General features: G+C 45.3%; 12 protein-coding genes. 5 read left to right on the top strand and 7 right to left on the bottom strand.

The features are described from left to right. Window position 1: 1 nt before the first annotated feature. Window positions 2-982: a catabolite repressor/activator gene (cra, locus tag R7Q11_RS05240; RefSeq protein ID WP_104976111.1), complete on the bottom strand. Its 981-nt coding sequence runs from the start codon at window positions 980-982 to the stop codon at window positions 2-4. A 373-nt stretch (window positions 983-1,355) separates the two neighbouring features. On the opposite strand from cra, the gene fruB reads away from it, so the two are divergent. From fruB to fruA, 3 genes are read left to right on the top strand one after another with little or no spacing between them, the layout of a single operon-like run. After that, complete coding sequence (gene fruB / locus R7Q11_RS05235; protein ID WP_085569054.1) at window positions 1,356-2,489, top strand: fused PTS fructose transporter subunit IIA/HPr protein; 1,134 nt, start codon at window positions 1,356-1,358, stop codon at window positions 2,487-2,489. Between the two features lie 9 nt (window positions 2,490-2,498). Beyond that, window positions 2,499-3,470 carry a 1-phosphofructokinase gene (gene pfkB / locus R7Q11_RS05230; RefSeq protein ID WP_225466253.1) on the top strand — a complete coding sequence of 324 codons (972 nt, stop codon included), beginning with the start codon at window positions 2,499-2,501 and terminating at the stop codon, window positions 3,468-3,470. An 18-nt stretch (window positions 3,471-3,488) separates the two neighbouring features. After that, a complete protein-coding gene (gene fruA / locus R7Q11_RS05225) occupies window positions 3,489-5,228 on the top strand; it encodes a PTS fructose transporter subunit IIBC (RefSeq protein ID WP_005376409.1) in 1,740 nt (579 codons plus the stop codon). An 82-nt stretch (window positions 5,229-5,310) separates the two neighbouring features. Here the strand turns inward: fruA and R7Q11_RS05220 are convergent, their stop codons facing one another. The 4 genes from R7Q11_RS05220 to R7Q11_RS05205 all read right to left on the bottom strand — a co-directional run bounded on the left by R7Q11_RS05220 (window position 5,311) and on the right by R7Q11_RS05205 (window position 11,390). Further along, window positions 5,311-6,021, bottom strand: coding sequence for a hypothetical protein (locus R7Q11_RS05220; protein WP_005376411.1), 711 nt, complete (start codon window positions 6,019-6,021; stop codon window positions 5,311-5,313). A gap of 175 nt (window positions 6,022-6,196) precedes the next feature. Next, window positions 6,197-9,256: an efflux RND transporter permease subunit gene (locus tag R7Q11_RS05215; RefSeq protein WP_005376413.1), complete on the bottom strand. Its 3,060-nt coding sequence runs from the start codon at window positions 9,254-9,256 to the stop codon at window positions 6,197-6,199. Beyond that, a complete protein-coding gene (locus R7Q11_RS05210; RefSeq protein ID WP_182016999.1) occupies window positions 9,256-10,317 on the bottom strand; it encodes an efflux RND transporter periplasmic adaptor subunit in 1,062 nt (353 codons plus the stop codon). The genes R7Q11_RS05215 and R7Q11_RS05210 overlap by 1 nt, the downstream gene beginning before the upstream one ends. Beyond that, window positions 10,317-11,390: an efflux RND transporter periplasmic adaptor subunit gene (locus R7Q11_RS05205; RefSeq protein ID WP_017820965.1), complete on the bottom strand. Its 1,074-nt coding sequence runs from the start codon at window positions 11,388-11,390 to the stop codon at window positions 10,317-10,319. The genes R7Q11_RS05210 and R7Q11_RS05205 overlap by 1 nt, the downstream gene beginning before the upstream one ends. Before the next feature lie 160 nt (window positions 11,391-11,550). Here R7Q11_RS05205 and vdeR point away from each other — a divergent pair, with 160 nt between their 5' ends. Further along, a complete protein-coding gene (vdeR, locus tag R7Q11_RS05200; protein ID WP_005376423.1) occupies window positions 11,551-12,279 on the top strand; it encodes an efflux transporter transcriptional repressor VdeR in 729 nt (242 codons plus the stop codon). A 70-nt stretch (window positions 12,280-12,349) separates the two neighbouring features. Here vdeR and gcvT read toward each other — a convergent pair whose 3' ends face one another. Next, on the bottom strand, window positions 12,350-13,468 hold the full coding sequence (gene gcvT, locus R7Q11_RS05195) for a glycine cleavage system aminomethyltransferase GcvT (protein WP_225466252.1): 1,119 nt from the start codon (window positions 13,466-13,468) through the stop codon (window positions 12,350-12,352). A gap of 260 nt (window positions 13,469-13,728) precedes the next feature. Continuing rightward, entirely contained in the window at window positions 13,729-14,352 is a 624-nt protein-coding gene (locus tag R7Q11_RS05190; protein ID WP_005376429.1) for a helix-turn-helix domain-containing protein, read from the bottom strand. A 379-nt stretch (window positions 14,353-14,731) separates the two neighbouring features. On the opposite strand from R7Q11_RS05190, the gene R7Q11_RS05185 reads away from it, so the two are divergent. Further along, window positions 14,732-16,027, top strand: a complete 1,296-nt coding sequence (locus R7Q11_RS05185; protein WP_005376430.1) for a serine hydroxymethyltransferase — start codon at window positions 14,732-14,734, stop codon at window positions 16,025-16,027. Window positions 16,028-16,054: the final 27 nt, after the last annotated feature.

Genomic DNA, 16,054 nt, shown 5'->3' with positions numbered 1-16,054 from the left:
CTCAGTGGCGTTTCACAATTTTACGTGGGATAAGTTCTACGCCAGGCTTGTAACGCTTAGCGGAAGCGTTGAGTGCTAACTCCATTGCGCTGTCCGCGATCAACTCAAATTGTTGAGGTAAAGAGTTGATTTTCACTGGCAAGAAGTCCAGCAGTCGATTATCACCAAACGTCGCTAGGCGAACTTTGCTCATGAGTTCTGGCTTTTCGAGCATCACATCCAACACGCCTTCTAACAGTGTGTATGACGTTGTGACAATGGCATCTGGCAATGCGTTCTCTATTAACCATCTCTCTAAGACTTTCTTGCCTTCTTCCCGGGAGAAGTGTTGTCCATAACCCACTGTTGCCGTTTTACCACCTTGTTGAGAAGCAGATAGAAAACCGAGCTCACGCTCTTTTGAGACTTGAAGATCTTGCAATGCACCGATTAAGCCAATGGACTTAATATCCTCTGACAGTACTGACTGAGTGAGTTCAAGTGCGGCATCAAAATCTTCGCTGATGACACAACAAAAGTGCTCATCATCCATTGGACGGTCTAGCGCGATAACTGGCGTACCAGAATTTTGCAACTTAAGATAATACTCGTTTGCAGTGGGCATACCACTTGCCACAAACAACGCATCAATACGACGACTGACTAATGCTTCCGCCACCTTTTGCTCTGTATCAGGATCATCATCAGAGCAACCAATCAAAATTTGGTACCCCGCTTTCCGAGAGTTTTGCTCTATCAGCTTTGCAAGACGCGCATAACTGGTGTTCTCTAAGTCTGGGATGATAAGCCCAAATGAGCGTGAATTACCTGCCCGCAAGGAAGACGCCGCATGATCTGGCTTATAATTGTACTCTTCTACAACGGCCATCACCTTTTTCTGAGTCTTCTCGCTGATGCGGTATTTCTGCGCTTTTCCGTTAATCACATAGCTTGCAGTTGTCTTAGAAACACCCGCTAATTTGGCTATTTCATCCAGTGTCATATTCTAAACCTTATTCTGTGCGCGCGATCATATTAATACATCAACGATCTTTCGATAAGTTGAATTATAAGCTGAACCGATTCAGTATAAAAGCTGAAAGGATTCAGCAAAACTTAAAAATTGACGTAAATCACCCGAACACGCAACAAACCAATTTGTGAGCTAGGCTATAGGACAGCGGCAAAGGCTCGTTTGTTAACGTCAGTTTTTAAAACAGTTTTTCTGAGTCTTTTAAAAAATTTACCAACAAGCTGAATCGATTTAGCTTGAAAGATAAAAGGTTTGAGGAGTGATAAGCGCTCAGAAGAAGCGGCGTTCAACTTCTCACACAGAATACATTTTTAAATTGATACCTTAAGGCTGGAGAAGCACCATGCTTAAGCTAAATAAGAACGACATTACCCTCTCGCAATCAGCGACAGATAAGTTTGAAGCAATAAAGAGTATTGCTCATAGCCTGACTGATAAAGGCCTAGTTGAACGCGGTTACGTTGAAGGCATGCTAAACCGTGAAAACCAAAACTCTACGTTTTTGGGGAACGGTATCGCCATCCCGCACGGTACAACCGACACTCGTGCAATGGTGAAAACAACGGGTGTTGCTGTGCATCACTTCCCACAAGGTGTCGACTGGGGTGATGGCAATACTGTGTTCGTCGCTATCGGTATCGCAGCTAAATCTGATGAACACCTTGGCATTCTTAAACAGCTCACCAAAGTGCTAGGCGCAGATGGCGTAGAAGAGCGTCTGCGTAATGCAAAAAATGAAGACGAAATCATCGCCCTACTGCACGGTGATGTTCAGCTTGAAGCAGACTTTGACGCTTCTTTAATTCAACTGATGTTCCCTGCGAGCGACATGCTACAGATGAGTGCTGTTGCAGGTGGTCTGTTGAAAAATACGGGATGTGCTGATAACGAATTCGTTGCCGATCTCGTTACCAAACAACCAACTCACTTAGGTAATGGCCTGTGGTTAATTGGCAGTGACAAACATGTCACTCGCACAGGTGTGTCATTTGTCTCGACGGCAAACGACTGCGAATATGAAGGTCAAAAAGTGCGTGCACTTGTCGCGTTCGCAGCATGTAACAATGCTCACCAACCTATCCTAAAAACGCTTTCTAATATTGTGTTTAACAATGAACACGGCAAGCTTTTAGATGCATCAGTAGAACAGATTCTTGCTTTGTTCAAAGGTGAAGAAGTCACAGCCGCATCTTCAGAAGAAGGCAATACCGCTGTATTTAAAATCAAAAACTCTCACGGCCTACATGCTCGTCCGGGGGCAATGTTAGTCGCAGAAGCGAAAAAGTTTGAATCCACTATACGTGTTGCCAACCTAGACGGAGATGGAAAAGCAGTAAACGCGAAGAGCCTAATGAAAGTCATCGCGCTGGGCGTTAAGCACGGTCACCAACTTCAATTTACAGCAGAAGGCCCTGATGCCCCGCAAGCCTTGGAGTCTATCGGAAATGCAATCGCTTCTGGCCTTGGTGAAGGTTAAGGATCCGATATGACAAACAAAACAAATAAGGTTGTCACTATTACGCTCAACCCAGCATTGGATTTAACAGGTTCAGTAAATGAACTAAACGTTGGTTCCGTGAGCTTAGTACAGCAAAGCAATCTCCACGCTGCTGGTAAAGGTGTCAACGTAGCAAAAGTATTGAGCGATTTAGGCGCAGACGTCACGGTTACCGGCTTTCTCGGTAAAGATAACCCAGAGCTATTTCATCAGCTTTTCAATGACATCAACGTTAAGAATGAATTTGTGGAAGTAAAGGGTGCCACTCGTATCAACGTTAAGCTGGTTGAGGCCAATGGCAACGTCAGTGATATCAACTTCCCTGGCGTTCAAGTAGCGGCCGACGAAATTACTCGCTTTGAGGAGACACTATTTCGTCTAGCGGAGACGCATGATTACTTTGTACTTGCAGGTAGCTTACCTGGAGGCGTAACCGCCGAACAATGCGCTGCATGGATAGAAGCACTGCATCAACAAGGCAAAAAGGTGTTGTTCGACAGTAGCAAAGCCGCATTGAAGTCAGGTATTGAGGCTCACCCATGGTTAATTAAACCTAACGATGAAGAACTTGGTGATTTTGTTGGCGAACATCTAGAAACGCCTGAACAATGCCAAGCTGCTGCGCAAACACTGAGCGACAAGGGCATAGAAAACATCGTGGTTTCTATGGGACCTGACGGTGTTATGTGGCTCAACCAAGGCGAATGGCTTAGTGCAAAGCCGCCTCGAATGAATGTAGTGAGCACCGTTGGCGCAGGCGATACGCTGGTCGCTGGCTTGTGTTGGGGCCACATGCAACTGATGCCTAAAAACGATTTATTGCGCTTCGCTACGGCACTTTCTGCTTTGGCAGTTAGTCAAGTTGGCGTAGGGCTAACCAGTCAGGAAGAACTGGAAAATATCAAGCGACAAACTGAAGTTAGCGCGCTTTACCCTATTACAAACTTAGAACAAAACTAAGGAACAGAAGGTTATCGTATGAATATTGCCATTATTACTGCCTGTCCGAGCGGTGTAGCAAATAGCATCCTTGCGGCAGGATTACTAGAACAAGCCGCCGCAAAATTAAACTGGAATGCCAAAATAGAATGTCAATCAAGTGTGGTTGAACCAACACTATTGACGGAAGCTGACGTTGAACAAGCAGAAGTCATTGTCATTGCGGCAAATACTAGCGTCGACACTTCTCGTTTTGTAGGAAAAAAGGTTTACCAAGCGGAAATTAGCGAAGTAGCAAAAGACGCAACTGCGTTTCTCCAGCAAGCGGTTGAAAACGCCACTTTACTTGAAAAAGCAACCACACTTGCAGCCCCTATCACTACAGATACAACATCAGCATCAAAGAAGATTGTTGCAATCACGGCATGCCCTACTGGCGTTGCGCATACCTTTATGGCGGCAGAAGCTTTAGAAGAAGAAGGCAAGCGTCGTGGCCATCAAATCAAGGTGGAAACTCGTGGTTCAGTTGGCGCTAAAAACCAACTGACTGAGCAAGAAATTGCAGACGCCGATCTGGTGATCATTGCTGCGGATATTGAAGTGCCACTTGATCGCTTTAACGGCAAAAAGATGTACCGCACGAAAACAGGTCCAGCTCTGAAGAAAACAGCCGAAGAGATGGACAAAGCATTCGAGCAAGCCACGGTGTATCAACATTCTGGTTCAGCTAACTCTTCATCTTCCACCGAAGAGAAAAAAGGCGCTTACAAACACCTAATGACGGGTGTTTCGCACATGCTTCCTGTCGTCGTTGCAGGTGGTTTGATCATCGCTCTATCTTTCGTGTTCGGTATTGAAGCATTTAAAGAAGAAGGCACACTAGCAGCAGCCTTGATGAACATTGGTGGTGGCTCTGCATTCGCATTGATGATTCCTGTACTTGCTGGTTACATCGCGTTCTCAATTGCTGACCGTCCGGGTCTGGCTCCTGGTCTTGTTGGCGGTATGCTAGCAAGTTCAACGGGTGCTGGTTTCCTAGGTGGTATCGCAGCTGGCTTCATTGCCGGTTATGCAGCGAAGCTCCTTGCGGACAAAGTAAAACTCCCACAATCGATGGAAGCGCTTAAACCAATTCTGATCATTCCATTTGTAGCAACATTGTTCACTGGCCTTGTCATGATCTACATCGTAGGCGGCCCAGTTTCAGGCATCATGAACGGCCTGACTGACTTCCTAAACAACATGGGTTCTGACAGTGCAGTACTACTGGGTATTATCCTTGGCGCAATGATGTGCTTCGACCTAGGAGGCCCGGTAAACAAAGCCGCTTACGCATTTGGTGTTGGCCTTCTGGCTTCACAAACTTACGCACCAATGGCGGCAATCATGGCCGCAGGTATGGTTCCTGCGCTAGGTATGGGTTTAGCGACCTTCATTGCGAAGAACAAATTTGAACAAAATGAACGTGAGGCTGGTAAAGCATCATTTGTCTTGGGCCTGTGTTTCATCTCTGAAGGCGCAATTCCATTTGCTGCGAAAGATCCAATGCGCGTGATTCCATCTTGTATGGCAGGTGGCGCGCTTACTGGTGCCCTATCGATGCTATTCGGTGCGAAATTAATGGCACCACACGGCGGTCTATTCGTGCTGCTAATTCCTAACGCAATTTCACCAGTATTAATGTATTTAGTGGCTATTGCAGCGGGTACAGCGGTAACTGGCTTTACTTACGCATTCTTAAAAAGCAAAGCAGAAGCGAAGCAAGAAGTCGCAGCTTAATTAGAGCGACTCCGGTTAACAATGCCACCCTCGAATTTGGCATTTAGCACCTCCCTTTAATTCCGGTTAAGGGAGGTGTTTTTTATTCCGCAGCCGGAACGGCTACAATGTCTACTTCCCCACTGCTCATATCCACCGTTGCTTGATAAGCGCTATGCGGATCACCGTAGTGCTTGAAGGTAAAGTGGTAAACGTTAGCTGGCGTCCACAAGGTTTTTGACTCTGCGGGCAGAATGTCATAGCCGTCTTGCTGATAAAGCTCTGTCGCCATTACATTTGCGATTGCCGCCTGCTGGTTAGCGTCTCGATCCACCTTTGGCTCTAGTGACGGGTTACTTGGATAAGACTCACCGTTGTAACTCATGAGTCGATATGAGCCATTACTCCAAACGATAAAGTCCTGCCAACCATTACTGTAACTGTCGGCTAGTACAATAGGCGTGCGAGTTACCGACATTCGATTAATAACGTTTCCCTCATTATCAAACATATATGCAGAGCAGCCACCACTACCACAGAAATAGCGATCTTGAAGCAACACTATGTGTTCTGCCTTGCCGTCGCTGTTTAGGTCGGCGCTACCCGATAGATAACGTAGATTGTCTTGCTCGAGCGACAGCCCTTCAGGGGCTAAAACCTTACTATCAATCCAACTGGAAATGACTTCAGCACTAACACTGTTGACTTTAGGGGCAGGTTGTTTGGTTTCTGTCGGCATGCTATCCGTCGCGGTGCAGCCAACCAAGGTGAAAGAACCAACGAAGAAGAGTCCGTTTAATATGCGCTTATTCATGTAATCTCAATCTTTGATGTGTCGTTACATCAGTATACGCATGATTTGCATTGTAATCGTAAGAAAATCATTAGAATCAAGCAAATGAATGGTTTGGTATATATTAGTAAGATCAAAAAAGCCCCGAAGAAAACCTTCAGGGCTAGGCAGGAAGCTGGCAAATAGCCAGGAGTCCCTATGCAGTGGTCGGTTTTACCCTAAACAGAATTGCAAACATCACTGGCACCACTATCAGTGTCAGTACAGTAGCAAAACCAAGACCTGCCATAATCGTTATTGCCATCGAGCCAAAGAAGGCATCGAAGACCAGTGGAATCATCCCCAAGATAGTCGTTAGCGCAGCCATACTTACCGGACGAACGCGGCTTATCGCACTATCGACAATCGCGAGGTAAGGATCTTTACCTGACTCCAACTCAAGGTTAATTTGGTCAAGCAACACAATACCGTTTTTCAAAATCATGCCACTTAGGCTTAACAAACCAAGGAATGCTGTAAAACTGAACGGCATGTTCGTGGTAAGCAAACCAAAAGCAACGCCAATGATCGCTAACGGAACGGTGAACCAAATGACCAACGGCTTTTTGATTGAGTTAAACAGTAAAATAGTAATGATGAACATCAACAAGTAACCCATCGGCAATGAACCGAATAGGCCTTCTTGTGCATCTTTGGATGATTCGTACTCACCACCCCATGTGATTTCGTACCCTTCTGGAACATGTAATGCCATCACTTTAGGCTGTACACGAGCAAATAAGCTTGCTGCCGTGTCGTCACTCAACACATCATGGTCCGCGAGAACGGTTAACGTACGCTTACGGTCACGACGCTGAATTAGCGGCTCACTCCAATCCAGTTGAACGCCATCAATCACTTGATCAACCGGAATATACGTTTGCAACGAAGGACTCCAAATGGTCACGTTTTGTAGTGATTCAAAATCTACGCGTTCTTCCTCAGGAAGGCGTGTCATAATTGGCAACGTATGTGTACCATCACGCAAGTAACCTAAGGTGCTACCACCAAACGCCATTTGCAGTGTGCTTGAAAGATCTTCTTTCGAAATACCTAAGCGACGAGCTTTAGACTCATTGAAAACGGGTACAAGTTCCTTGGTGCGCTCTCGCCAATCGTGACGAATGTTTCGGGCACCAGGATCGGTATGAAGGATGTCTTCAACTTGCACCGCCAAGTCACGTAAAACTTGTGGATCAGGGCCAGTAATACGCGCTTCGATCTTAGACGCTGGTGATGGACCAAATTCCATCAATTTAAACTGGAACGTAGGCGCATCAAATGTTTTCGCCAGATTCTCATCTAACTTATGCAGTAAACCAAACATTTTCTCACGATCAGTCGCGCGAACTTGGAACTGAGCGTACGCTTCGTAACTTTTTTCTGGTTGATAGGTTAAAGCAAAACGCTGTAGGCCCTGCCCAATCGAAGCAGAAACAAAGTCAATATCATCTTGCTGACGAATGTAGCTTTCGACCTCTTCAGCTTTTTTGATCGTTTCACGGATGTCAGTACCCTCTGGCATCCACATATCCACGTAGAACATCGGCGTATTCGATGGTGGGAAGAACTGCTGTTTTACATTACCAAATGCCACGACAGCACCCACTAATAGCGCCACCATGCCAGCAACGGTAAGCCAGCGGAATCGCAATGCAAATTTCAGCGATGCCCCAAATACGACAAACAACCAGCCTTTATAAGGATCATCTTCGCTAGTACCTTGCTCTTTGTTTTCCTCTTTCAACAAAAGATCGGCAAGGAAAGGCGTCAGTGTAATAGCGGTAATCCAGCTTAAAAATAGTGAGAAACACAGCACCCAGAATAGAGAGCCCATGAACTCACCTGTCGCATCTTGCGACAAGCCGATAGGTGCAAAAGCCGTAATTGCAATAACAGTCGCGCCCAGCAAAGGCCATTGTGTTTGCTTTACAATATCGACAGCCGCTTGAACTTTGGTACGCCCTTTCTTTAGGCCAACCAATATGCCTTCCACGACAACAATCGCGTTATCAACCAGCATACCTAAGGCAATAATTAACGCGCCAAGAGAAATACGATGCAGTTCGATGTTGTTGTAATTCATCAAAATGAAGGTACCAAATACCGTCAATAACAACACAACTCCAATGATGACACCACTGCGTAAACCCATAGTAAACAGCAACACAATGATTACGATCGCCACTGCCTCCGCTAGACTAATTACAAACGCTTTAACAGATTCATCCACCTCATTGGCTTGGTTGTAAAAGTAGTTCATATCGATGCCAGCAGGCTTGATAGACTCAAGGCTCGCGAGCTCCGCATCCAAACGTTCACCAACCTCAACCACGTTCACACCCGATGCAAACGAGATACCGATATTAATCGCTTTTTGACCGTTAAAGAGTACGACGTTGCCTGGCTTCTCTTGAATACCGCGAGAAATCGTTGCTACGTCTTTTAGACGAATTAGATTTCCTGTGTCACGGCCATGAATGATCAGATTTTCTAGTGCTTCTACAGTGTTTAAGGTGCCGCTTGGGCGAATAACAAGGCTTTCGCCATTGACCATCACTTCCCCTGCTGAAACCACATTGTTTTGCTGGTTCAACAAGCTCGAAACCACATTCATGTCTAAGTTCAGTGCAGCAAGGCGATCAAGTGAGATCTCAACGAATAGCATTTCTTGCTGATCGCCCGTGATGTCTACCTTACCAACACCATCAACAAGCTCGATTTCACGGGTCAGGTAATCCGCATAACGTTTCAGCTCTACATAGTCGTAATCGTCACCAGTGAGCATTAACATCACGCCATAAACGTCACCGAAATCATCAATGATCTGTAAAGACTGAACACCTTGAGGCAATGATGGTCGTAAATCATTAATTTTACGGCGCATTTCATCCCAAATTTGCGGCAGTTCATCAGGACCATAGTCCATTTCCATGCTCACCGTTATTTGAGACATACCATTAGAAGACGTAGAGGTAATTTTGTCGATATAAGGGAGTTTTCGAATCTCTTTTTCTAGAGGATACGTCAGCTCTTCTTCAACTTCTTTTGACGTCGCGCCAGGGTATGTTGAGATGATCATGGCATCTTTGATCGTAAATGCCGGGTCTTCTAATCGTCCCAGCTCCAAAAATGACGTTAAACCACCAACAGCAAGGATAATAATGAACAACCAGCTGATGACTTTGTTTTTTATTGAATACTCAGCAATGTTCATTATTGGTTATTCTCCACAACATCCACATGTTTACCTTCGCGTAATTTACGCAGATTTGAATTAATCAGAATATCGCCCTGGCTAACACCTGACGACACAATGGCTCCATTGCCATTCACTTGAGAAATCATGACAGGCACCCGTGTGACAATGTCACCTTCTTTTTTCCACACAAAGAACTCATTCCCTTCACTGCCTGCTTGAAGCGCCGTGACAGGCACACTGTAACCATCGATAGAGGTAATGCCCGCCTTCACCATATCGACCAAAACGCTTACGCTGGTTCCCGGCAATATCTCTGTTTTTGGCTGTGGCATCGTCAAGTACATTTCGTAGGTTTGAGTTTCAGCGTTGGGTTCACTTGTGTGCTCTAAATAGTCCAAAGCAAATCTGCCATCGATGCCGGAGAAGGTTGCTTTAGGCTTGTAGCTCATGCTGTCTGAGTTTGGGTCTACCATCGCTAAAACATTGTCGGAAAGCTCAATACGCACGTAAACCAAATCGTTTTGGTATAGGTTTAACACGGGTTCACCAATTGCCACACGCTCAAAACGTTCTTTGAAAACATCAGATACTTTACCGGCGAACGGGGCGAATAAACGGGTGTAATTCAATTGATTGGTCGCGTTATAGAAAGTAGCCTCAGCTAGCTCTTTATTGGCGGTTAGCTCATCAAGTTCCGCTTTTGAAATCATTTGACGTGCATGCAAGTCTTCACCGCGTTTAAGCTGACGAATTGCAAGTGTGTATTGTGCTTCTGCGTCATTCACGGCTTGCTTCTCTTTACTATCATCTAGCTTTGCGATCATTTGCCCCTGCTTCACAACGTCACCCGCTTTAACCAATACGTGCTGAACTTCCCCAGCGCGGCGAAATGCCATTGGCGTTTGCTCTGCAGGCACTACTATGCCTTTGAACGCGCGATGTTGACTTTGTACTGGTGCATCCACCGAGATAGTCGACACAAAAAGTGGCTGCTCGACGATAGCTTGGTTTTCATTTTTGCACCCTGTTAAAACTGCAAGTGCAATCGCAGAGATCGTAAGTAGAGAACGTTTCATTAAATGCCTCCCTCACGAACCCAAGCTTTCACCACTTGTCCTTCAACCAGTCTCTCAACACCAGCAATAACAACGTAATCATTGTTATCAAGCCCGGCTTTCACACCACCTGCTGCGTCAAGTGACACAGTGACTTTATTGACCTGCTGCGTGCTTCTGTCCATTACCCAAACTTCACCTTGCGTCCCATTTTTGTTGACCCAAGCAGACTGAGGTAACGTCATCGCGTCCGATACATGTTGTTTAGCAATGTGTACCTGCCCTGTCATACCTGTCAGCAAATTGCGATCTTCTGGTCGAGTGATGGTCACGATCGCCTCATAACTATTGGTATCGATGTTTGGCTGTGTCGAAATTTCTTTAAATTGCCCAGGAATACGTTTTCCTGGCTCGCTATCCATCGTCACCCACATATCGGAGTTTTGCAGTGACTCAAGTGATACAGATTCCGCATAACTTACTGGCAAGGTGAACGACACATCCAACGTCGTGTTATCAATGAGATTCAAGATCTCCTGCTTCTCTGCTACTACCTGAAATGGGTTGACATAGGTATATGACACTATGCCATCAAACGGTGCGTGAATTTTGGTATAGCTCAAATCGGTTTTAGCTTGTTCGTAGTTCGCCAATGCCGCTTTATATTGAGTTTCTTTCTGATCGTACTCATCAGTACTAATGAGTTTTTTTCCGTAAAGGTTTTTCGCGCGGTCCCATTGTGTTTTCGCTAACGCGTACTGCGCTTGAGCGGCATCTAACGCAAGCTGAAGATCTTTAGGGTCTAACGTTGCGAGCACTTCACCTTTTTGGACCTTTTGACCCATGCGTACACGTAATTCATCTACCTCTCCACCAACCTGAAAAGAAAGCTGCGCGCGATGTGTTGCATCAATACGCGCTAAAAAGGCGTGCGAGTCTTCAAGTTCTAGGTCTTTCACCGCCAGTAATTTTACAGGTTTGATTAAAGGTTCAGACGGCTCAGAAATGGCTTTATTACACCCAGTTAGCATCCCAGAAAGACTTAATGTCACCACTGCGCCAACTAAAGTGCGCTTTAAATATTGTTTTCGCACCCGCTTTCTCCGTAGGTTTTATATATTACACAGCCGTGCAGTATAAGCAGAATTTGAAATTGATCAACATATTTTCCAGGTGGATAGCAAATTAATTAGTCAAAGCGTTCGGTTTCTGGTAAAAGTAAGCGCGTGATTAATATTCGGGAAAATTCGAACTATGAATGAAAGAAAGCAGGGGCGTAGAAGTGCTGAAGCAGCAGAACAAACTAAGTGTCTGATCCTTAAAGTGGCAGCAGATATGTTTTGTGAACTTGGTTACGAGCGTGTCTCGCTGCGCAATATCAGTGAAAAGGCTGGTGTTTCACATAGTTTGATCCGTCACCACTTCGGCAGCAAAGAGAAAATCTGGCAAGCGGTTAGCGATGCAATGGACGAGTTCATGCAGTGCTATATGGCTGAACTCATCAATGAAATGCCGGAGAACACACCTTCGAATAGAAAAATTTATCTGTTTATGGTTCGCATGCTAGCATTTGCTCTCGTCAATCCTCACCCAGTACAGATGATCGCCGATGCCATTCGACAAGGCGATGACGGTGCTCTGCTGCAGTATTTCTTAAAGTCAAAAGATGAGTTCGCTGCAATATTTACCGGAATTTTCGAGCAGTACAACAGCGAAAACCCTAATGCACAATTTGATCAGTGGGAATCAAAGTGGCAAATGTTGATCTTCGCACATGGTGCTGTCAGTCTCGCACCAATGATGCAAGAAACATGGCCGGATATTGCAGATAATCGCGAAAAACTGCTGATCAAGCATTGGGAATTGTTTAATACCATTATGGCCTCTCAATTTGGGATCCCAAAAGAAGAGATGATTCATCCGGAAAAGCTTGAAGATATCGTTATTGATATGTGCTGTACTATTGATGAAGCAGTAAACTAAAAGCAAACAAGCGAAAAGAAGACATAAAAATGCCGAGCTACAAAGCTCGGCATTTTTGTTTCAATTCGTTTTAACCACGGTAGTAGCGTTGTGGTACGAACGGCATTTTTTCAACTGTCATTGGTAGCATTTTGCCACGCACTTCAGCGAACACTTCAGTACCAATCGCCGCCAAATCCGCACGAACATACCCCATTGAGACTGGCTTACCTGCATTCGGGCCCGCCGTACCGCTGGTTACAACGCCAATTTTAACGCCGTCAGCATCAAACAGTTCAACACCTTCACGCACTGGCGCTTTGGTTTGACCTACTAGACCCACACGCTTACGCGCCACATCTTTAGTCTCAATCTGCTTAAGAATAATGTCTGCGCCAGGGAAACCACCTTCACGTTCACCACCAATACGACGAATTTTTTGGATACCCCATAGCAAGCTCGCTTCAACAGGTGTTGTTGTTGTGTCTAGGTCATGACCGTATAGACAAAGGCCACACTCAAGACGAAGTGAATCACGAGCACCAAGGCCAATCCATTCAACTTCATCTTCCGCAGTCAGTTTACGTGCTAGCTCTTCCGCTTTGTCAGCAGGAACCGAGATTTCGTAACCGTCTTCGCCTGTATAACCACTACGAGAAACAATGCACTCGGCGCCTAAAATATCGACTTTACGAATATCCATGAACAGCATTTCAGAAACTTCTGGTGCAAAACGCGCCAATACAGCCGCCGCTTTAGGGCCTTGGATTGCAAGTAGAGCTCGGTCTTCGATAATTTCTAGCTCAACACCAGATGGTAAATGCGCTTGTAGGTGTGCGATATCTTGCGCTTTACATGCTGCGTTCACAACCACAAACAGATGATCGCCTAGGTTAGCCACCATCAAGTCGTCCATGATGCCGCCCCCTTCATTAGTGAAAAAAGCGTAACGCTGTTTACCAGACTCAAGATCCACAATATCCACTGGAACTAATGTTTCTAGGAACGCAGCTGCACCGTCACCAATTAGGCGAAGCTGTCCCATGTGAGAAACGTCAAACAGACCTGCCGCATCACGAGTATGTAAGTGTTCCTTCTTTACGCCTAGAGGATACTGAACAGGCATATCGTAACCCGCGAACGGGACCATTTTGGCACCAACTTCAACGTGAAGTGCGTGTAGTGGTGTTTTCAGTAGTTCTTGAGTCATTTTCGTCTCCATTTAGATAGACCCGAGAATGCTATCGGCATTCGATGTGTTTCCAATAATAAACATGGCTCATTCTATTTTGCACGAACAAGACGTAGATCGACTTGCAAAAGTGTGACTCTTAACATTTTAATCACAACAAATCGTACAAAAAAAGCGCTTTAATGAGCAAGTTCTCATCAAAAAAGCGCCTTTTCATCATAACGACCACCAACAGCAATCGTTTGCTTTCACTATAGGAAATTTACAAGTATTTATCACTATTTGGCTGTCACCCACAAAATGAGCGCATCTTCCTCGCTAACACTGGTCAACATATGTCCCATATTTGCATCGTAATAAACGCTGTCTCCCTCGCTTAAAACAACAGGTTCGTAAAACTCAGAATAGAACATGACCTCACCAGATAAGATAAGCAGAAATTCTTCGCCATCATGACGAACCCAGTCTTTATATTCATCAAAACTACGAGCTCGAATTTGGCTCTTAAACGGCATCATTTTCTTATTGGAAAGTTGTGTCGCGAGCAGTTCATGTTCATAAGTTTGTGTTGGGTGTGGTTTACCTTCATTCTTCTTGGTAACATCCCTACGCCCTGTCGCTACCTTTTTTCTAGGTGGCTCAAAGAGTTGTGGCATGTCAATTTGTAAGCCAAGTGCCAATTTTTGCATCGCTTGAAACGTCGGGGAGATCTGCTCATTTTCTATTTTGCTCAGTGTAGATCGAGCAAGCCCGGTTCGCTGACTGGCCTCTTCTAATGTGATACCGAGTTTCGAGCGGATATCCTTAATACGCTGGCCCAGTTTTAACGGCTCGATATTTTGGTCATGTTGCTCTTTTGCCAACGTCATCGATGGGTATTCATCGTAAATACTTTCTGCCATAAATCCCTCTATAGATATCCATATTTTTTGTCTTACTCGCATTGTGCATGAAGCACATAGTGGATAGAAGTCCACCAAGTGAATTAAAGCGTGCTCTTGTTAACAAATTTTGAAATCTTGTTTCCTATAGGAAATTTTTGGTTGATTGTTCCCGTCACAGGCGCTATGTTACCAACTTGTTAGATGTAGAGATGCATATTTCCGTAAGAGATTGGTAAAGGAAACACGCAATCCAACGGAGTTTTTGCCCAAATTTAGGGCCGGATGTTCACTCTGTTCTGCTACGCAGTTCAGCTGTTTTTGAGGACAAATGAACCACAACCGCAAATCATAACTCATCTATTGCGGGTTCATTTTCAGATTTGGAAGGTCAACTACCATGAATAAGAGTTACCCTAACCACAGCTTGGAAAACTTTTTCTCTACCAACCTCTCTGCGACAGATGATGCTGTCTTTGCTGGAATTCAAGCGGAATCCGCTCGCCAAAACGAACAAATCGAACTTATCGCTTCAGAGAACATTGTTTCTAAAGCGGTAATGCAAGCTCAAGGCACATGCCTAACAAACAAATACGCTGAAGGTTACCCAGGTCGCCGTTACTATGGTGGTTGTGAGCACGTAGATACAGTGGAAGCCATTGCTATCGAACGCGCAAAAAAACTTTTTAATTGTGAATACGCAAACGTTCAACCACACTCAGGCGCGCAAGCAAACGGCGCAGTAAAACTGGCACTGCTTCAACCTGGTGACACCATTCTTGGTATGTCTTTAGACGCAGGTGGTCACCTGACGCACGGCGCACGCCCTGCACTTTCTGGTAAATGGTTTAATGCAGTTCAATACGGTGTTGATCGCGAAACACTAGAAATTAACTACGAAGATGTTCGTGAGCTTGCACTTGAGCACCAACCTAAAATGATCATCGCAGGTGGTAGCGCTATTCCACGTACTATCGACTTTGCAAAATTCCGTGAAATCGCAGACGAAGTAAATGCAATTCTTATGGTCGACATGGCGCACATCGCTGGTCTTATCGCAACAGGCGCACACCCTAGCCCACTGCCACACGCACACGTTGTTACGACTACAACACACAAAACATTGCGTGGCCCTCGCGGCGGTATGATTCTTACTAACCACGAAGACATCATTAAGAAAATCAACTCAGCCGTATTCCCTGGCCTACAAGGTGGCCCACTGATGCACGTTATCGCAGCCAAAGCGGTCGCATTTGGTGAAGCGCTTGGCCCTGAATTTAAAACTTATATTGATTCGGTGATCAATAACGCAAAAGTCCTAGCGGAAGTATTGCAAACTCGCGGTTGCGACATCGTAACTGGTGGCACAGACACGCACCTAATGCTGGTTGACCTTCGTCCGAAAGGGTTGAAAGGCAATAAAGCAGAAGAAGCTCTAGAGCGTGCTGGGATCACATGTAACAAAAATGGCATCCCATTCGATACAGAGAAGCCTATGATTACATCGGGCATCCGTTTAGGAACGCCTGCGGGTACAAGCCGCGGCTTTGGCGCTGAAGAATTCAAACTCATCGGTAATTGGATTGGTGACGTACTGGACGGTTTAGTGAACAACCCTGAAGGTGACGCAGAAGTTGAAAAACGCGTTCGCAAAGAAGTAAAAGAACTTTGCAGTCGCTTTCCTCTATACCAGTAAACGATTTTTTTGAAATCATAATAATTC

Source organism: Vibrio sp. 970, assembly GCF_033339075.1.
The sequence above is the reverse complement of the archived record's forward strand: the minus strand, read 5'-3'. Positions and strand labels throughout refer to the sequence as shown.